Origin of the sequence: Dialister sp. CAG:357 (assembly GCF_000435155.1) — a bacterium.
In the GTDB taxonomy this organism is placed as follows: domain Bacteria; phylum Bacillota; class Negativicutes; order Veillonellales; family Dialisteraceae; genus Dialister; species Dialister hominis.
Window position 1 is genome coordinate 24255 of the sequence record NZ_FR896422.1, and the last position, 18482, is coordinate 42736.

Annotated in this window: 19 protein-coding genes; 1 reads left to right on the forward strand and 18 read right to left on the reverse strand. The window is 45.7% G+C overall.

Annotated elements, in window-relative coordinates:
* The 17 genes from M3200_RS04895 to M3200_RS04975 form a co-directional block, all read right to left on the reverse strand.
* Positions 1–1563: putative polysaccharide biosynthesis protein (locus tag M3200_RS04895; RefSeq protein ID WP_288178153.1), on the reverse strand; the 1563-nt coding region annotated here is incomplete at its 3' end.
* Positions 1564–1686: 123 nt separating this feature from the next.
* On the reverse strand, positions 1687–5043 hold the full coding sequence (mfd, locus tag M3200_RS04900) for a transcription-repair coupling factor (RefSeq protein ID WP_022382432.1): 3357 nt from the start codon (positions 5041–5043) through the stop codon (positions 1687–1689).
* A 12-nt stretch (positions 5044–5055) separates the two neighbouring features.
* Positions 5056–5562: a 2-amino-4-hydroxy-6-hydroxymethyldihydropteridine diphosphokinase gene (folK, locus tag M3200_RS04905; protein WP_288178154.1), complete on the reverse strand. Its 507-nt coding sequence runs from the start codon at positions 5560–5562 to the stop codon at positions 5056–5058.
* Positions 5563–5579: 17 nt separating this feature from the next.
* Positions 5580–5942, reverse strand: coding sequence for a dihydroneopterin aldolase (gene folB / locus M3200_RS04910; protein WP_022382434.1), 363 nt, complete (start codon positions 5940–5942; stop codon positions 5580–5582).
* A gap of 16 nt (positions 5943–5958) precedes the next feature.
* Positions 5959–6810: a dihydropteroate synthase gene (gene folP, locus M3200_RS04915; RefSeq protein WP_288178159.1), complete on the reverse strand. Its 852-nt coding sequence runs from the start codon at positions 6808–6810 to the stop codon at positions 5959–5961.
* A gap of 353 nt (positions 6811–7163) precedes the next feature.
* Positions 7164–7775, reverse strand: a complete 612-nt coding sequence (locus M3200_RS04920) for a hypothetical protein (protein ID WP_288178155.1) — start codon at positions 7773–7775, stop codon at positions 7164–7166.
* 111 nt (positions 7776–7886) lie between these two features.
* Complete coding sequence (locus M3200_RS04925; RefSeq protein ID WP_022382437.1) at positions 7887–8552, reverse strand: metal-dependent hydrolase; 666 nt, start codon at positions 8550–8552, stop codon at positions 7887–7889.
* A 30-nt stretch (positions 8553–8582) separates the two neighbouring features.
* On the reverse strand, positions 8583–9173 hold the full coding sequence (locus tag M3200_RS04930) for an ANTAR domain-containing response regulator (RefSeq protein WP_022382438.1): 591 nt from the start codon (positions 9171–9173) through the stop codon (positions 8583–8585).
* A 4-nt stretch (positions 9174–9177) separates the two neighbouring features.
* Entirely contained in the window at positions 9178–10599 is a 1422-nt protein-coding gene (locus M3200_RS04935; RefSeq protein WP_022382439.1) for a histidine kinase N-terminal domain-containing protein, read from the reverse strand.
* 35 nt (positions 10600–10634) lie between these two features.
* Positions 10635–11657: a tRNA (adenosine(37)-N6)-threonylcarbamoyltransferase complex transferase subunit TsaD gene (gene tsaD / locus M3200_RS04940; protein ID WP_022382440.1), complete on the reverse strand. Its 1023-nt coding sequence runs from the start codon at positions 11655–11657 to the stop codon at positions 10635–10637.
* A 9-nt stretch (positions 11658–11666) separates the two neighbouring features.
* Positions 11667–12122 (reverse strand): ribosomal protein S18-alanine N-acetyltransferase, encoded by a 456-nt coding sequence (gene rimI / locus M3200_RS04945; RefSeq protein ID WP_022382441.1) that lies wholly within the window; start codon positions 12120–12122, stop codon positions 11667–11669.
* Positions 12095–12787, reverse strand: coding sequence for a tRNA (adenosine(37)-N6)-threonylcarbamoyltransferase complex dimerization subunit type 1 TsaB (gene tsaB / locus M3200_RS04950; protein ID WP_022382442.1), 693 nt, complete (start codon positions 12785–12787; stop codon positions 12095–12097). Before tsaB ends, rimI begins: the two co-directional genes overlap by 28 nt.
* A complete protein-coding gene (tsaE, locus tag M3200_RS04955) occupies positions 12771–13250 on the reverse strand; it encodes a tRNA (adenosine(37)-N6)-threonylcarbamoyltransferase complex ATPase subunit type 1 TsaE (RefSeq protein WP_022382443.1) in 480 nt (159 codons plus the stop codon). Before tsaE ends, tsaB begins: the two co-directional genes overlap by 17 nt.
* On the reverse strand, positions 13240–14145 hold the full coding sequence (locus tag M3200_RS04960; RefSeq protein WP_022382444.1) for a patatin-like phospholipase family protein: 906 nt from the start codon (positions 14143–14145) through the stop codon (positions 13240–13242). Before M3200_RS04960 ends, tsaE begins: the two co-directional genes overlap by 11 nt.
* Positions 14146–14209: 64 nt before the next feature.
* The gene (gene gpmA / locus M3200_RS04965; protein ID WP_022382445.1) at positions 14210–14959 is read right to left on the reverse strand and encodes a 2,3-diphosphoglycerate-dependent phosphoglycerate mutase; all 750 of its coding nucleotides are present in this window, start codon (positions 14957–14959) and stop codon (positions 14210–14212) included.
* 19 nt (positions 14960–14978) lie between these two features.
* Positions 14979–15965: a thiamine-phosphate kinase gene (gene thiL, locus M3200_RS04970; RefSeq protein WP_022382446.1), complete on the reverse strand. Its 987-nt coding sequence runs from the start codon at positions 15963–15965 to the stop codon at positions 14979–14981.
* A 42-nt stretch (positions 15966–16007) separates the two neighbouring features.
* Positions 16008–16553: an isochorismatase family protein gene (locus tag M3200_RS04975; RefSeq protein ID WP_022382447.1), complete on the reverse strand. Its 546-nt coding sequence runs from the start codon at positions 16551–16553 to the stop codon at positions 16008–16010.
* Between the two features lie 306 nt (positions 16554–16859).
* Here M3200_RS04975 and M3200_RS04980 point away from each other — a divergent pair, with 306 nt between their 5' ends.
* The gene (locus M3200_RS04980) at positions 16860–17834 is read left to right on the forward strand and encodes a hypothetical protein (RefSeq protein WP_288178156.1); all 975 of its coding nucleotides are present in this window, start codon (positions 16860–16862) and stop codon (positions 17832–17834) included.
* 71 nt (positions 17835–17905) lie between these two features.
* Here M3200_RS04980 and nth read toward each other — a convergent pair.
* Positions 17906–18482 (reverse strand): endonuclease III (nth, locus tag M3200_RS04985; RefSeq protein WP_288178157.1); only part of this gene is annotated, 577 nt, incomplete at its 5' end.

The window sequence follows — 18482 nt, forward strand, 5'->3', positions numbered from 1 at the left end:
ACGTGTGCCGATCTTTGGGATTTCCCTGACATCATCAGGAGTTACAGCACGAATCAGCACGATACCGACAAGGTAGACAACTCCGCCCAGGGCAATTGCAATTAGGGTAGAAAGCGTATTGCTGTGAATCAGGCTGTAAAGAGCGTGATAAGAGCCATAAGCAACCACGCCCATAACGGCTGCTGCAATGAAGAGCTTGACCGTATGCTTTATGTCCATCGTGTAATGTCTGTATTTATAAAGAAAAATCAGATTGAGAATGGCTGCAACGCCAAAGTCTGCATTTGTTGCCCATGCCGCACCTAAAACGCCCCAGCTTGGGAGAGCCGTGAGGTTCCATGAAAGGAACATCTTGCAGCACGCGCTGGCAACCATGTTCAGGAAAGGTATGGCAGTCTTGCCCATCCCCTGCAGAACGCCCGTTGTTACCTGCTGCACGCCAAGAAGGAAAATGCCAAAGCTCATGATTGCAATGCACGGACCAGCATCCGGAGTTGCATAAAGCATGGCAGAAATTGGTGTGGCAATCACACACATTCCGACAAAGGAAGGAATGGTAATCAGATTGGCCAAGCGCATCGCGGTATCTGTTCTTTTGAGTACCATGTCGCCGCGTTTCTGCGCGATAGCTTCCGAAACGAAAGGAACAAGACTTGCTGCCAGAGATGCCGTAACGATGGTAGGCATGTTGACAAGAGCCGTTGCCATGCCGGTCAGATAGCCGAAGAATGTTGTTGACTGTTCAATCGTAAAACCAGCAACTTCAAGTCTTCTTGGAACAATGAAAAGATCGATCAATGAAACGATCGGAAGCATGATATTTGCCAGCGATACAGGAATGGCAAGAACAAGCAGTCTTTTGATAATTGTCTTTACACTCTGCGGCTTGATAGATGGATCCTGCTCAGATGCCAGTTCATTTCTCCATCCGCGGGTCATGTAGTAGAAAACAAGAAGTGTCAGTATGCCGACAAAAGCACCCGGTGCTGCACCAAGGGTTGCGCCGGCAGCTCCGTATTCCAGTCCATAAGGAAGAAGGACGACGGCGAAAAGAATCATGGCAACAACACGGACGACCTGTTCAAGTATCTGTGAAACAGCTGTCGGTGTCATCAGCTGAAGACCCTGGAAGTAACCTCTTAGCGTCGCAAGAAGCGTTGCACAGAAAACAGCCGGGGACAAAGCAAGGAGTGACCAATAGGCTCTCTGGTCGCGGACAATTTCACTGTCGACCAGCCACTGGGCCCCGAAGAAAAGCAGGAGACTGAAAAAGAGTCCTGTCAAAACCAATGTCACGAGCGATATACGGAATACCTTCTGCCCGCCAAAGTAATCGTTGACTGCGTTTCTTTCTGCAACCATGATTGAAATAGCCACAGGAAGACCTGCTGACGATACCGAAAGGCAAAGCAGGTAGATCGGATAAGCCATCTGGTAGAGCCCGATCCCTTCGCCGCCAAGAAGTCTTGACAGATAGATACGACTGAATGCCCCAATGAACTTGACGATAATCCCTGCTACCGTCAAGATCAACGCACCCTGGATAAACGAATTTTTACGCATTTTTCACCTGATTAAAAAATATGGAAAAGCCCCTCAAAAAAACATAACTCATATAGTCATAACAGATTTGCTAATAAATGTAAAGCAGAATCCCGTAAATGCAGAGTTCTATGCACTGCAAATCTAATGGGAAGAATGATGGATCTCGCTCATCAGCTCATCCAGGAAACCGCCAAGCCATTTCATGGGGCTGCCCTTGATTCCTGCCTTCCTGATTCTCAGCCTTGCCGGATTTCCCGGAAGGAAATGCAGGTATGGAACAAGCGCTTTTGGCAGAAGGTTGGGATTCCATCCACGCATGAAATCCTCATCCGCCCATGTAAGAAGCATGGAATCCCCTTCGTCAATGACACTCCCTATTCCAAGTTTCCTGGCTTTTATTCTGACCAGGGAAATGGAAAACAGTTTTTCGGCCGGTTCTGTCGGGGTTCCATAGCGGTCGACTGCCTCATCGATCAAATCCGCCAGCTCTTTCTCATCTTCCACGGATGCCAGTCTTCTGTAAATTTCCATCTTCTGCTCTTCATTGCTGATGTACTTGGAATCCAGGTACGCATCCTGACGAAATTCGATAGTGGTATTCGGCAGTTTCTTCGGAAGGGGCTTATGCTCTCTTTCTGCCATCAGACGCTGCACAGCCTCCTCAAGCATGGAGCAGTACGCTGCAAACCCGACGCTTGCGATATTGCCATGCTGGGCAGATCCCAGAAGATTGCCTGCCCCGCGGATTTCCAGATCGCGCATGGCGACTTTAAAGCCGCTCCCGAGTTCAGTAAATTCTCTTATGGTGTTCAGACGCTTTTCTGCAACTTCGCTAAGCACTTTATCCTTATTATAGAAGAACCAGGCACGTGCAATTTTATCGGAACGCCCTACCCTTCCGCGCATCTGATAAATCTGGGAAAGTCCAAGCTTGTCTGCATCATAGACCAGCATCGTATTGGCATTTGGCTGATCCAGCCCGTTTTCGATCAAGGTTGTGCAAAGCAGGACATCATGCTTTCCCTGATAGAAATCAAGCATCACTTTTTCAAGGACTGCACCATCCATCCGGCCATAGGCAACTCCAATCGATATCGTATCCGGCAGTATGCTCTTCAGATGATCCAGCATGGCAGGCATCGTCTCAATCCTGTTGTAGACAAAGAATGACTGGCCGCCGCGTTCCTTTTCCCTAAGAATCGCGTCAATGACAATGGAATCATCGTACTTGCTAACATAGGTCTGGATTGCATGTCTTCCAGGAGGCGGCGTTGTGATCGTGACCATATCACGAAGTCCTGTCAAACTCATATGGAGCGTTCTTGGTATCGGTGTTGCCGAAAGAGTCAATACATCGATTCCCTCTGCCAGTGATTTTCTTCTTTCTTTCTGTACGACACCGAAGCGCTGCTCCTCATCTACGACCAGCAGTCCCAGTCTCCTGCACTTAATCTTTTTGTTCAGGACAGAATGAGTCCCAATGACAACATCCAGTTCGCCGGATTCAAGCTGATGGAGGATCTTTGTCCTTTCAGAAGCCTTTGTGAATCTGTTCAGCACCGCAATATTGACGCCAAAGGAATCCATGCGGGACTTGAAGTTTTTATAATGCTGCTCTGACAAAACCGTCGTAGGACACAGAACCATAGCCTGATAGCCGCTCATGACACATTTAAAAACGGCTCTCATCGCCACTTCCGTCTTTCCAAATCCAACGTCCCCGCAAAGAAGCATGTCCATCGGTGTGGGCTTTTCCATAGCCTTCTTGATGACGGAAATAGCATTCTCCTGATCTTCTGTTTCGACATAAGGAAATGAATCTTCAAATTCAACCTGTTCTGCCGTATCCGGCGCAAAGGCAATACCCTTTGCCAGTTCACGCTTCGCGTACACGTCCAAAAGCTTTTCAGCCAGTTCCTGAATGGATTTTTTCGCCTTTGAGCGGATTTTTCCCCAGTTGGCTCCGCCCATGGTATGAAGGCGCGGCGTTTCTCCTTCCGGACCGATATACTTCTCCAAAGTACCAATCTGGTCTACAGGAAGATAAAGCTTATCCGATCCTGCATACTGGATGGTAATGTAATCCCTGTGGACACCGGATAATTCAATCGTGCGTATGCCAAGGTACCTGCCGATTCCATGTACCTGCTGAACAACATAGTCCCCCGGATTCAGATCGGAAAAGTAACGGATCTGCTTTCTTGATCCGCTTGTACTGTACTTTCTGAGTTTCTGCCTGCCAAGAATATCGCCGGCTGTAATCAGGGCCAGATTAAAATCGGAAAGTTCAAACCCCTCTGTCAGGACGCCATCAAGGAGAACCACTTTCCCCTCTTCTATATCAAGAGACATGGGTATCTGATGGTCCGTTAATATTCCCTCGATTTCGCGCTTCTCGGAGGCCCTCGGGATGACGATTGCAGTTTTCCAGTTCTTATTCAGAAGGGATTTCAAATCGGCCGTAAAAATGGGAATCTGCCTCTGATAATTCGTCATCTCCTGCCCGTTCCAATTGTGGTATACCGAAGGCTTGAACTCCTCCAGTTCCCTCTTGAGAAGCGAGAATACAATTTCCTGATTCGTTTGTTTCCGGGCTGTATGAATGAGCTCGCTCCAGAGGAAAGCCTTGTCCGCATTGGCTTTTTCTTCCTTAAAGAACTGCTTTAAGGATTCCTCACCCCTTTGCGGTTCATCATAAAAGACGATCCCATGATCCAGGTAAGAGAGAACGGATGAATTCTTGCTGCCCTTTACGGCAACAGGAAATACGCTTTGACTTTCCAGTGTTTCGATGGAGCGCTGGCTGTCTACATCAAACAGACGTATGCTGTCAATTTCATCACCGAAGAATTCAATTCTCACCGGATGAATTTCATTGATCGGATAAATATCGACGATATCGCCCCTGACAGAAAAATGTCCGGACCGCTCAACCTGATCGACTCTTTCGTACCCCAGATCCTGCAGTACTTCCAGGACTTCTCTTCTTTCGATTTCACTGCCTAACTCAAATTTATATAAATGATCCTTGATAGAAGAAGGAGCTGAAATTTTCTGCGCAGCTTCTACTGCGGCCGCAATAATGATGCTCTTTTCACCATTGATCATTGCAGACAAGGAGCGCATGCGCTCCCTTAACCTTTCCGTACTGGAAAAAGTGCCTTCAAAACCTGCCTCTTCCACGACAGGAAATGAAAATATTCTGGCATCGGGAACAAAAAACTTTAGATTTTCTTCCCACCGGAAAATATCTTTCTGCGTAGGAACCACAATAACAGCCGTATTATATTTCGCCAGGAGAGACGCAGCCGCCAGAGATTTCTGAGACCCGCTGATCCCGTTGATGATTACAGATTTTCCCGGATGGTTCTGGTCGATTAAGGATGTCAGCCTGTCTCCAATCATCTGAACCAGCTCAGGCCCCTTTGTATTCAAATCTGAAGTTTCCTCTTTTGCATTTTCTTTTCCATCAATCATCTTATTTTTTTCTGCCATCATTTCACCTCCTGCCTACCATGCAATGTCCGTTTTCTCTACATCCTTATATCCATCCAGTTCCAGAATCCTCTGGTGGATTCCTTCACCATTAAAGACGAAATCAGGATATATTTCTTCCAAAGGGACCAACACAAAGGGCCGCTCCCAGAAAAATGGGTGCGGCAATTTCAGAAAATCTGTATTGCTTTCTATTTCACTGTTATAAATCATATCCAGATCCAGCGTCCTTGGTCCCCAGTGCCTGATGCGGATACGGCCGAATGATTTTTCCACCTGCAGCAGAAATTTCATCAGTTCTTCAGGTTCCCCTGTCCATGAAACTTCAATTACGGCATTCAGGAAAACGGCCTGCTCCGTCAACCCCCATGGCTTGGTCTTGTAAAGGGATGATTTCTTCAGGACCCTGAGTCTTTCATCCTGATTCAGCGTCCTGACGGATCCAGAGAGAATCTCAGCTGAATTTCCCATATTAGATCCCAGCGAGATAATATAAGAATTCCTTTTCAATGAATTCAACATTTGATAAACCGTCAAACCTATCTTTCTTTTTTTATCGTAACGGATACATCATCCAGGATGCCGGGAATGGGAGAACCCGGCTTATGGACAGTAGTCACGATTTCTTCAACCTGAGGAAATTTTTCCATGACTTCTTCATTGATCACGCCTGCCAGTTTTTCCAAAAGCTTATAGGGGCCTCCTTCGGCCGCGCGCTTCACAATCTGGAAAACTTCCACGTAATTTACGGAATCATTCAAGTCATCGGTCCGGCTGACTTTGGACAGATCTGTGCCGATCACGACATCAATATAAAATCGCTGTCCCAATGTCTTCTCTTCCGGCTCATCGCCATGATAGCCGAAAAATGCCATATTTTTGAGTTTAATATAATCCATCATTCACACCCTGCCATTGTCAATTTTCCTGATTGAAATGATTTAAAGCATCCCATACCTTGATTTCACGGGCGCTTATTTTAACGTTATGAACACGGAATATGGAGCATCCTTTTCCAATCCCCCAGAGATTGACCGCAGCGGTTCCTTCATCTCTTTCAGGTGCCGGAAGATCCAGGATTGCACCGATGAAGCGTTTTCTGCTTACTCCTAAAAGCCAGGGGAAAGGAAATTCCCTCGTCAGTTCATCCAGACGTGTCAGGACTTCCATGTTCTGCTCTGCCGTTTTGCCAAAACCGATTCCCGGATCCAGAATGATCTTATCCTGCTCTACGCCGGCCCTTACAGCAATATCAATGGAACGGTCAAAGAATTTTTTCATACTCTCCAGGATATCTTCATCATATGTTTCTCCATCCTGGTTATGCATGAGGACTGCCGGCACTTTATATTCAGCAGTTACCCTTGCCATGCTGCCGTCATCATACTGGAATCCCCAGATATCATTGACGATATGCGCCCCGGCCCGAAGTGCTGCGTCCATTGTCTCATAATGGTATGAATCGACAGATACAGGAACCGGAGAGCACGCTAAAATGGATGGAAGAATCTTCATCAATTTGTCTGTCTCATCCTTTGCCGAAAGGGACGTGAATCCCGGTCTTGTTGATTCTGCCCCTATGTCTATAATTGCTGCCCCATCTTCAACCATATCCTTCGCATGCTTCATGGCAGTTTCCAGCGTATTCCATTTCCCGCCGTCCGAAAATGAATCATCCGTTATATTTAAAACTCCCATGACAAGAGAGTCTCTGCCAATATGAAGTTCTTTGCCATCGTTCCATGCATATGATCTCATCTGTCTTGCTATCAACAAAACCCTCTCCTCTTCTATAAACAATCGTTTTTCAAAATTCTGAATTTACTAAATATCCAATATTATAACACGATTGGACTCTTCCACAAAAACCAGGAAACGTTATAAAAAGGATGAAGCTCCGTTTCAGGCAAACAAAAAAAGCGGTATCAACCGCTTTTCTTGTGCAAGACTATCATTGAGGAGTATGCATAGTCCGCAGCCCAATTGATAATCAGGGAAATAATCATCAATTTGACCAGATAGAAATTCTATCTCATGGCATTTCCTCCATGTATTTATATTATACCCAAAATGATCAGAAAATCCAACACCCAGATTGTAAATTATTAAAAATGCATTCCATCCTATTCCATGGCAAGGAGTTTCTGCAGGCAGATTGTGAATTGATCGATATCAGACAAGAAGCCGTTCATTTCCTTTAATACGTCTTTCCAGTAAATGATGTCTATACTGTTATTCATCCCATAAACTGCCTCAAGTGAATCCCTGACAGCTTCGTCTCCCCTGCTCTTGAAATTATGAATTTTAAGGCATCTGGCTTCGGCCTTCAAATTATTTTCTTCAAATCCTTTGGTATATTCAAGAACTTTTGAAACTTCCAATGCACCTGCTTTGCAAAGATCCCAGACAAGATTCATTTCATCAGGCATTTTCTCATCCTGATAGGATGAGAATTCATTGAAGAGATTTGTTAAATGGTCATGCATGGATTTCATTAATCCAAATGCTCTGACACCATATCCATAGCCGGCTGCATCTTTATATGCTTTGACCATCCGATCAAATACGGCTTCCATATCACTGTCCGTATTTCCTAAAGCATGCTGAAATAGTCTTTTCCCCTGAAAAGCATCCATATCATTAGAAATAAACTGGTCGATCACTTTCTCTGCCTCAATGTATGAATTAAGCTGCACTGAGAGCGACTCGAAAAATTTTTGTTTTTTATTATTCATGTAGCACCCTTTTCCATTCAAAGCATCCAGCTTCCTAATCCGTCTTAAGATTCACCGGAAATGATGAAAGAGGGCGGCATCCTGCAGACGCAGTCCTCTTTTATCAAAAAATTACAGCTCCAGGCTTTCTCCAGGTTTTACGATTTTTACTGCAATCCCCTGTTTCTGTGCTTCTTCCTTGAAATCAGCCGGATTCTGTTCGATGACTGGCCAGGTGCTGTAATGAACAGGAATTACGCATTTTGCCTTCAGAAATTTGGCAGCAATCAAAGCATCATCTGGTCCCATTGTATAGTTGTCTCCGATTGGAAGGACTGCATAGTCAATATCAAACAGTTCGCCAAACAGCTTCATATCTCCAAAGAGAGCCGTATCTCCTGAATAATAGACAGTCTTCCCGTTGTTAAACTGCATGATGAACCCGCAGGGCGTGCCTCCCGGAGCTCCGCAGCTGTGGAAAGCCTGCACCATTTTTACCTTGCCAAAGTCCGCTTTAAAAGATCCGCCCAGATTCATTGGCTGGAAATTGGAGACATTCTTTGAAAAGAGCGAAATCACCTCAGGAATCGCTATGACGCATGCGCCCGTGCGGCTGGCAATCTTGTCTGCATCGCCGAAATGATCTCCGTGAGCATGGGAAAGAAGGATATAATCGCATTCAACCTTGTCAGCAGAAACAGCCGCCTGCGAATTTCCGCTCAGGAACGGATCAAAAAGAAGCGACTCTTTTCTTGTATCGATTTTAAAGCATGCATGTCCATAAAATGTGAATTCCATAATAAGAATCTCCTTTCTACAACTTACAGCCTATTTGTTCTTTCTGGCCATGATTTCCTTCACAACCTTCTGTGCGACTTCGGAGAGTGCAATGCCTCTTTTCATGCTTGTCTGCTGCATTCTCCTGTAAGCCTCATCTTCAGAAATATGATAGAAGTCCATAAGAAGGCCCTTGGCGCGGTCTATGATCTTCCGGGCAGCCATTTCGCGTTCCATGTCCTTGATCCGGTGAACGATCTCGTTTTTCTGGCGGAACTGGCTTACTGCAATCTGGATGGCCGGAAAGAGAGACCTCTCGCTGACCGGTTTCATCACATATCCGAAAACCATGGATTTTTTTGCCTTTTCAATGATGTCTTCATCGCCAAAAGCTGTCAGGAGTACGACGGGTGCCAGATTGTCATGGGCAATCATCTTGGCTGCCTGGATACCGTCAAGCCTGGGCATCTTAACATCAAGGATTACAAGATCCGGATTGAGCTTCTTTGTTAATTCCAAAGCTTCAACCCCGTCGGATCCTACACCCACGACTTCATGGCCTGCTTCTTCCAGCATTTCCTTGAGGTCCATGCAGATGAGTGCTTCATCATCTGCGATTACGATTTTATACACTTCTGCCATTCTGCTATGCTCCCATCAATGCCCTCGGGCAATAAATATCAGCTGTTACGAACTCTCCATCATTTCTCAGTTCGAAGCTTCCCTTTAATTCTATTTCCACTAAATTTCTTACAATCTGAAGCCCTAGCCCGGATGAATTTATGTCTTTGACTTCAGGCGATAGAGGATGCCCATTATTTTTAATATAAACATGAAGTTTCTCTTCATCCAGAGATGTTCCGACGATAAGAATCCCCTTGTCCATACCATTAAAACCATGATCAATCGCATTATGGATGAGCTCATTGGCTGCAATCGCCAGCGGAACTGCTTTTTCAGAATCTACAATCAGCGGATCACTGCCCTTTTCGCGGACTACCCGCACCGGGCAGAACGTCAGGCTGTCCACAGACAATTTGCAGATACGGTCAAGCAGCACATCCATATCGATTTGTCCGCCGCTCTGGCTTGCCAGGATATCATGAATTTGTGAAATACCAAGTATCCTGTTCACTGAACGCTTCAAGGCGTCCTTCGTATCCGGATCTTTGGCGCGCCTTGCCTGCATACGGAGCATTCCTGCTATCGTATTGAGGCTGTTCTTGACGCGGTGATGGATTTCCTTGATGACAGAATCCTTGACAAGTATCTGCTTTTCCTTTTCACGAATTGCGGTGACATCCGTGAGGATCAGTACAGTCCTTGTTACCTTGCCGCCAGAAATAATGGGAAGCCCCCAGGCCGAAAGCGTCATATTTTCGGAAACTTCATCGCCGAAAACAGGCCTTCCCGTTTTCATGACTTCATCGACAAGCGGAAACCGTACGATTGTGTGACCGATAATTTCCTGGCTTTCAACGGCTTCTTTGTCAAGAACCATGTATAAATCATTAGCCATATCATTGGAATAAATGATGCGGCCTAATGAATCCAGTATGATGACACCGTCCTGCGGACGTATGCCATAATAATCCTTCCCATCAAACGGTACCTGAAGCGCAAGGCTTCCTGTATCCGTCAGGACCTGCTGCTGATCAAGCGAGCTGGATACGAAACAGACGACGGCAAATGGAACGCCTGCATTATCAACGATAGGATATCCTGTAACTGCGACTTTTCTCCCCTGATCAAGCTCCATGCGGCCGGCGACTTTTCTTCCCGTACTGAAAACATTTTCGACAATGGATAATTCATCCCTCAAAAACGTATCTCCCGCCTTGAAAAAAGTCTGGCTGTGCGTATAGGAAGGCCGGACAGAGAGCAGGATGACTGAAATATCAGAATTCTTTCCTTTGGCGCACAAGTACACCTGATTCTTTGAAATATCGGCTGCAAACTGAAGGGCAACCTGTTCATGATCCAGAATTTTAGCCTGCACTTCAGTCAGATTCGTCGTATCACGAATCAATGTGTAAAGCTGACTCATTTCTATGCCGCGTGTCTGCATATTATTCTCCCATCCTGCATGTATAAACCTGCACTTTACAGTTTGATCTGTTCTGCGTTAAAGGGCAGGCGCGGATCCGCATTTAAAGACATATCGGCGAATTCGCCGGCTCTGGCCATGTAATAGGCACGGCAGCCGATCATAGCCCCGTTATCGGTGCAAAGGGTCAGGCTCGGACGGCACATGCGTATGCCGCGTTTGCCGCACTCCTCTTCAAGCCTGGTCCTTAATTCGCTGTTTGCTGCGACTCCGCCGGCAAGAGCAATCGTCTTCATGCCCGTCACTTTGACGGCTTCCATCGCTTTTTCAATCAGGACATCCACAACAGCTTTCTGGAAGGAGGCTGCTACGTCCTCTGCCACGATTTCTTCTTTCTTCATTTTCATCGTGTTGATGTAATTAATGACGGATGCTTTCAATCCGCTGAAGGAGAAATCAAAGTTATGCCCCTTGCTGAGTCCCATCGGGAAGTGAATGGCGCTGCTGTTTCCTTCCTTTGCCAGACGGTCAATGTGCGGCCCGCCTGGATACGGATACCCAAGTACACGTGCGACTTTATCAAAAGCTTCCCCTGCAGCATCGTCTCTTGTCTGTCCGAGAAGTTCAAAGTGATTGTAATCTCTGACTACGACAAGCATAGTATGACCGCCGGAAACAACCAACGATAAAAAAGGAGGTTCCAGATCGGGATACTGTACCAGGTTGGCAAAGATATGCCCTTCCATATGATTGACAGCAATAAGAGGCTTGTCGATGGCCCAGGCTGCCGCCTTTGCCGCCGCTACTCCGACAAGAAGAGCCCCGACCAGGCCCGGCCCCTGAGTGACCGCGATGGCATCCATATCAGACCAGCTGCATCCAGCCTGCTCCAATGCTTCAATGGCAACGGGAAGCACATCCTCTATATGATGGCGTGATGCAATTTCAGGAACTACCCCGCCAAACTTCTTATGAATCGGAACCTGTGTTGAAATGATATCAGACAAGACTTGTCTGCCGTCCTCTACTACTGCGCAGGACGTTTCATCACAACTTGATTCGAATGCTAATATTTTCATTTTATCTCCTTATAATTTTCGGGACATGATATATCCGTCTTCGACAGGAAGTTCATACACCGATTTCCTTAGACCGTCAACGTGGAACCCAAAATTCTTATATAAATTCTGTGCCCCATGATTGCTCACACGGACTTCAAGAAACATTGTCTTCATATCGTTTTCGAGAGCTTTATCAATCCCGGCTTCCAGAATGGCTTTTGCCGCCCCCTGCTTTCGAAACTCAGGAAGAACCCCGATATTGACCAGCTGCGCTTCATCAAGCACGTACCAGAAACAGGCATAGCCTATGACTTTTTCCGAAGTCCTTGCAACGAGGTAATGGCTGTGCGTTCCCTGAAAATCATGATCGACAGTCTCTTTTCTCCATGCATCGGAAAAACAAATCCTGCCAATTTCATATATGGCCAGAATATCAGAGGCAAGCGCTTCTTCTATTACGAATCGGCATGCTGCTTTTCCCATAAGACTTCTGCCTCGCTCCTGCGGATATAATTTGGCAAAAGCGTCAATGGATCATCTGCCATGCCGTTTTTCAATTTAGAGATTCCTGCCATGGCGAGACTTCCCGCGCGGCTGCATCTGCTATGGGGCGGAGCCAGCAGAATACCTGCAGAAACCAGCTTATCCTTATATTTATCAGCACATTCACCGACTGCAATGACCGGCCCGCCATGTTTTACAGCTGATTCTATGACAGAATCAATGGAAGCTGCCACTTCAGGCTTTTCCTGCCACATTTCATTAAATGCCCCGTAAAGGGCTGCATACACATTATTCTTCTGCGCATCGAGAAGCGGAAGAATAAATGCCTGCGCGCCGTACATATTCCATGCAAGAGCTTCCAGGGTGTCAACACCGACCAACGGGACGTTCCAGATATAGGATGTCATCTTGGCTGTAGCAAGGCCGATTCTAAGACCCGTAAATGAGCCAGGGCCCTTGGCGACGGCAATCCCTGTTATTTCCTTTTTGCTGACGCCCACTTCTTTCAGCATAAGGTCCATGCATGGAATCAGCTGTTCTGAATGTGTCAGTTTTTTCTGCTGTGTCCATTCAGCGACAAGCTTTCCCTCCTCTGCTAAAGCGCAGCTTAAAACTAAAGATGATGTATCAATGGCAAGAAGCATATTTCTCTATCTCCTTTGTTATGGCATCAGGAGCTTCTTCTCCCCAGATAACCTTGACTTCTCTTTCCGTTGTTCCTTTATTTGACAAATATATGTATATGGCTCTCTCTGGAATCAGTCCCGGGAACATGTCTGCCCATTCTGCAACGGTGACACCGCCTTCGCTGTATTCCTCCCAGCCGATATTGTATAAATCCTCTTCTGTATCAAGACGATAGAAATCAAAATGCTTTAACGGAATCTCACCTTCATAATAATTCATGATTGTAAAGGTGGGGCTGCTCACCACATCATTGATTCCCAGTCCCTTGGCAAGTCCCTGGACAAAATGGGTTTTACCTGTTCCAAGATCTCCAATCAAGGCAATGAACAGTCCGTTTTCAGCATGTTCCCCTATGAAACGGCCGAATTCCATCGTCATTTCTTCACTCGTGCTTATAAATACTGCTTCATTATTTTTCACTCATCCACCTCATCATCTCATCAAACCGCTTCATGCCGATCTGATAGCCTTCTTCGTAAAGTGCACGAAGTTTTTTCGTGTCTTTTTCCACGCGGGACACTTTGACGGGAGATTCCGGGCGCAGTACGAAAACTTTTCCCTCTTTCTCCATCTGTATGATCTTTTCTACCTTTTCATTATACCGCTCCGGGATAGAGCACATGCCCTCCACCACAGCGGGATACGTCCTGCCGTAGGCAGCACGCATGAGGGATTTAAACCCATGCGGCACCTTTTTCTTGCGATACGTAATATCCCTTGTCAGAATGTATACGGGTTTTGTGCACGGAAATGGCAGGTCTTCAGGGAAAGGCACAAGCGGCATCCCCACGCCGCCATCCACGTATTCCTTTCCCTCAAGTTTTACCGGCTTTGAGAGAAGCGGAATCGAGCAGCTTGCGACGCATACCCCCATAAATTCGGAAAGAGGGCAGCTTTTACTCGATACAAAAACAGGTTTCCCCGTAAGGCAGTCAGTAATGCCCACATATAACGTTTCCGAAGCCTTTTCAAACTTGTCATAATTAAAAGGCACATATTCATGAGCAAGCTTGCCAAACATAAAGCGGAAGTTAAAATAACTGCCGTCGCGCACCAAATGACGAAGCCCCATATATCTTTTATCCGGAGCAAACCTGATATTGACGGATACGTTTCTTCCCGGCTGTCTGGAAATATAGCTGAGTCCCTGCAGGGCACCTGCAGAAATCCCAACGACTTTTGGGAAGTAGAATCCCCTTTCCATAAAAGCATCAAGTATCCCCGCCGTAAAGAGTCCCCGCATCGCTCCGCCTTCAAGGACAAGAGCGGAATTCATCGTATTTGTTTTATGCAAACCTTCGGTTATGATTGACATTTCCACACTTCCCTTGTGGCAATCAATTTTACGTGATCACCGATTCTCACATCATATTACATCTTTATTTGGACTTGGCAGACTGATTTTTGACTGCTGTAATTTTCTTCTGAATGGCTTCCTGGTCACCAAGATAAGAAACATCATGCACCGTGAAATCTTCATTCAGATGATAAACGAGCGGGATTCCTGTAGGAATGTTCATCCCGGCAATTTCGTCACTGGAAATTCCTTCAAGATGCTTCCTGAGTGCGCGGATGGAATTGCCATGCGCTGCAATCAGGACTTTTTCTCCATTCTGAATTTCCGGTTTGATGACGCTTTCAAAGTAAGGTGCTACCCTTGCTACCGTATCTTTCAGGCATTCCGTCAATGGGAGCTTCACATCGCCAAGTTTCTGGTAAGGAGGCTGGTTTTTCGGGTTTCTGGGATCATCTTCAGAAAGTGCCGGCGGGCATACATCATAAGAACGGCGCCATAAATGGACCTGTTCTTCCCCATACTTATCTGTTGTTTCCGTCTTGTTCAATCCCTGAAGAGCACCGTAGTGTCTTTCGTTGAGATGGTAGTTCTTGATGACCGGAATCCAGACAAGATCCATTTCATCAAGAACAGAATAAGCGGTATGGATAGCTCTCTTGAGAACAGATGTATAGCATTTATCAAAAGTAAAGCCTTCTGCTTTTAAGAGTTTCCCGGCTTCTTTCGCTTCGCGGAATCCGTTTTCTGTCAGGTCTACATCTGTCCAGCCGCAAAACAGATTCTTTTTATTCCATTCACTTTCACCATGACGAATGACTACTAATGTGTACATAAATAATCCTCCCTAATTTTCACTTTTCAAAATGATCATAACCATGCACTTCAAGCAATTCCAGATGCCCTTCCTGTTTCAGGAATACGCCTTTCCCGGGCTTATCTGTCACAACTCCTATTTCTTTTATGCCAGGACGATTTTTTACCTTTTCAAAATCTTCTTTTGAAATCGTACCTATAAGTTCATAATCTTCCCCGCCGTCCAAGGCCCAGGAAAGAGGATCGATTCCCGCTTTTCTGCCATATTCCAAAGCTTCAGCAGAAACGGGTATGGATGATTTATCGATTTTGATGGAAACGCCGCTTGCTTCTGCAATTTCATTGACTTCTCTGGATATTCCGTCAGAAATATCATTCAGGGAAGAGGCTCCTGCTTCCCGCAAAAGAGTTCCCCATTCAATCTGAGGCCGCGGATGCTTATGCTTTTCTATAAGCCCGCTGTATTCTTTGTTTTCATGAAGCAGGGCATAGAGCCCGCCCGCTGAATCACCGGGATGTCCGGTTACAAAAACAACATCTCCCCTGCGCGCACCGCTTCGCCGGACGGCTGTATCCTTTGGAACTATGCCTACCACAGTTCCTGTCATGATAATACCTGAAACAGATCCGGTCATGTCTCCGCCAAGCAAATTGACCCGGTATTCTTTGCAGCAGTCCCGGATTCCTTCATAGCATCGCTCAACCCATGAAGTGTAAAGCTTTTCAGGAAATGCGGCTGAAATGACAAACCCTATCGGATCGGCGCCCATAGCGGCCATATCGCTGAAATTTGAGGCACAGAGCTTCCAGCCAACATCATAGGCACTCATCGTCACACTGGTGAAATGAATACCTTCCACCATAGTATCCGTTGATATGACCTGATCAAATCCGTCTGGTATAGAATAGACCGCTCCGTCATCCCCTGGCCCAATCTTAACAAACTCCGGCCTGTAAATCAGGTCATGCGATATTAATTTGATAAGACCAAATTCACCTATATCTGAAATTGTTTTTTCTGTCATGCCAATACTCCGAATGATTAGTATTCTGGTAAATCCTGTAAATTAAAGTACTTCTGCTCCTTTTTCCTTCATAGCAGCAAGGCTTTTCCTATAGTCATCTTCAGAAACATAGCCAAGGCAGTCCTTAAGAACGGTTACTTTAATCCCCTTTTCAAGAAGGCCGAGAACCGTTTCCTTGACACAGTACTCGGCTGCAATCCCCGTGACGTAGACATGAGGCGAAACGCATTCGGATAATACCTTTCCGCTGCTGTTTGCAGCAAGGCATGCCGAATACTCCTCAACATCATCATTTTTGCCTTTATAGAAAATATTATCTTTGCCAGGGCGATTGCCTTCATTCATTTGATTAAATTCATCTGATACTTCAGCGCCCCTGCTTCCTGCAACGCAGTGTACCGGCCAGATACCGCCGTTAATTTTAAAAGATTTATTTGTCTTGCTGTGCCAGTCCGATGTGTACATGCATTCCACATCATTTGCATTGGCAAAAGCTATAATATTTCTGACGGCTTCCCGGCTGTGGCTGCATGCCAGGGAACCGTCGATAAAATCATACTGACAATCTACGATAATCAAATGGTCCATGCCTTCATTCCCCTCCCTGTTTTCATTTCTATGCTTTTATAAGGTTTTTCTATGCTTTTTATTCTAACAGTTTTCACAAGGCAAGTAAAAGTGCAATATTTGCAGTTTTCTTCCCGCTTCTATACCGGATAAAGATAATCCTGAAACAGGCTGGATTTTTCTCTTTCTAATGCACTATACATACGGCTGTATTATTACCTTATAAAATATATCTTTATATTATATTTATACAATATAGCAGCCTGCTCTCTTGCGCCAATTCTTCCCAACAGTTATACTAATATGAAATTGTTAATTTTGAAGGAGATGGATGCGTTGAATTTTGTTGATGCAATAGTGGCGTTTTTAAATATCGGGCTCTTCAGTTCCCTGATCAGTCGTTTCACAGGTGCCAATACCGCCATACTGGTTTTCTGCAGCTTATTGTACTTAGGCTGTGAACCTCTGGAAACGATCGGCATTATGCTGACTTACCTGGTATTTTTAAGACTAACCATATATACACAGAACCAGAAGCTGAACTTTAAAAAGCTGAAGGTCTTCAGGGGATTCAGAGTATTTTTCCCGATACTTCTGATCGTCATTTCGCTTTTCCTTTATCCGTTCGCTGCTTTAGCTATTTTCCTGTTCTTATTCATGACGGAAATTCTGGCTAAGATGAAGGAAGAAGTACCAGATGACCGTCAGATGACGACTTCACAGCTGATTCCTTATATTGCCATCGGATCTGTACTCATCACTGTATCCATGATCTGCGTAAAATTCATTCCTGCTGCTTATTACTACATTTTTGGCGGCGCTGCAGGTCTTCTTCTTTGTTTCTTCTTCTGGTGGCTGGGACAGCACAGAGACCGTCTTTCTTCCATCTGGGACAAGGTCATTATCCTATCATTCATTCCCCTTGGTCTTTTTGGATTTGATATCGCAGACTGGCTCGATGATATGCGCCGCAATATCAATCCGACACCGATTGCCTACAACCTGCCGTTCATTTTCCTGCCGGTTCTCTACGTAGGTTTCCTGATGGCAAATATCCTTTTCGGCATCTTCTCTCTTTCCGGTATGGTCATTGTTTTCTTTGGCGCACTTGGACTCCGCCTCTTCGGTTACTATGAAGTATCCAGAAAAGGCAAGGCAAACCTGCTCTCCATTGGAATTACAGTTCTCGCTTTATTCCTCCTGTTCCTCACAGCTCCGGAACCGACTGGGGTTTCCAAACTCGTAGATGCTTTCCTCCCGACGAACTATTACCACTTCCAGGGAATACTGAATATGTTCTAAAATTCACTAATAAAAAAGAAAAGCCATGCGGCATTCCGCATGGCTTTTGTATTGCTTGTAATATATCCGGATCAGCCTTTCCACGGCGGGACGCTGACTGTGCAGGAGGGACATACATCCTGCAGGATACAGGTTTCGCAGTCAGGCTTTCTGGCATGGCATACGCGCCTTCCGTGCCATATCAGCCAGTGATGCGCTGCTGACCAGTCCTTTTTGGGGATGGCCTTCTGAAGGCCTTCCTCTACTTCAAGCGGCGTTGTGCCCGTTGCAAGTTTCAGACGGTTGGCTACTCTGAAAACGTGTGTATCGACTGCAATGGCAGGATATCCCCATACAACACTTCTTACGACATTGGCCGTCTTTCTGCCGACGCCTGGAAGTTTTACGAGCTTATCAAAGTCCTCCGGGACTTTTCCATCATATTCCTCAGAGAGCATATGACACATTCCCAAAAGGTTCTTTGCCTTGGATTTATAAAGGCCGCAGTCATGGATTTCCCGTTCAAGCTCCGCCTGTGTCAATGCTCCCATCTTTTCCGGAGTATCAAGGCGCGGAAAAATCCTGTCAGTAATAATATTGACGCGCTTATCCGTACACTGGGCAGAAAGTATGACTGCCACGAGCAGTGTAAAAGGACTTGTGTATTTA

Bases quoted from the DNA above. Each gene is read 5' to 3' on its own strand.
- gpmA (WP_022382445.1), bottom strand. From the start codon at position 14,959: ATGTACACATTAGTAGTCATTCGTCATGGTGAAAGTGAATGGAATAAA.
- mfd (WP_022382432.1), bottom strand. From the start codon at position 5,043: ATGATGGCAGAAAAAAATAAGATGATTGATGGAAAAGAAAATGCAAAA.
- M3200_RS04960 (WP_022382444.1), bottom strand. From the start codon at position 14,145: ATGTCAATCATAACCGAAGGTTTGCATAAAACAAATACGATGAATTCC.
- rimI (WP_022382441.1), bottom strand. From the start codon at position 12,122: ATGGGAAAAGCAGCATGCCGATTCGTAATAGAAGAAGCGCTTGCCTCT.
- thiL (WP_022382446.1), bottom strand. From the start codon at position 15,965: ATGACAGAAAAAACAATTTCAGATATAGGTGAATTTGGTCTTATCAAA.
- M3200_RS04975 (WP_022382447.1), bottom strand. From the start codon at position 16,553: ATGGACCATTTGATTATCGTAGATTGTCAGTATGATTTTATCGACGGT.
- folK (WP_288178154.1), bottom strand. From the start codon at position 5,562: ATGTTGAATTCATTGAAAAGGAATTCTTATATTATCTCGCTGGGATCT.
- M3200_RS04925 (WP_022382437.1), bottom strand. From the start codon at position 8,552: ATGGAATTCACATTTTATGGACATGCATGCTTTAAAATCGATACAAGA.
- M3200_RS04980 (WP_288178156.1), top strand. From the start codon at position 16,860: ATGGATGCGTTGAATTTTGTTGATGCAATAGTGGCGTTTTTAAATATC.
- M3200_RS04920 (WP_288178155.1), bottom strand. From the start codon at position 7,775: ATGAATAATAAAAAACAAAAATTTTTCGAGTCGCTCTCAGTGCAGCTT.
- M3200_RS04930 (WP_022382438.1), bottom strand. From the start codon at position 9,173: ATGGCAGAAGTGTATAAAATCGTAATCGCAGATGATGAAGCACTCATC.
- folB (WP_022382434.1), bottom strand. From the start codon at position 5,942: ATGATGGATTATATTAAACTCAAAAATATGGCATTTTTCGGCTATCAT.
- tsaB (WP_022382442.1), bottom strand. From the start codon at position 12,787: ATGCTTCTTGCCATTGATACATCATCTTTAGTTTTAAGCTGCGCTTTA.
- tsaD (WP_022382440.1), bottom strand. From the start codon at position 11,657: ATGAAAATATTAGCATTCGAATCAAGTTGTGATGAAACGTCCTGCGCA.
- M3200_RS04935 (WP_022382439.1), bottom strand. From the start codon at position 10,599: ATGCAGACACGCGGCATAGAAATGAGTCAGCTTTACACATTGATTCGT.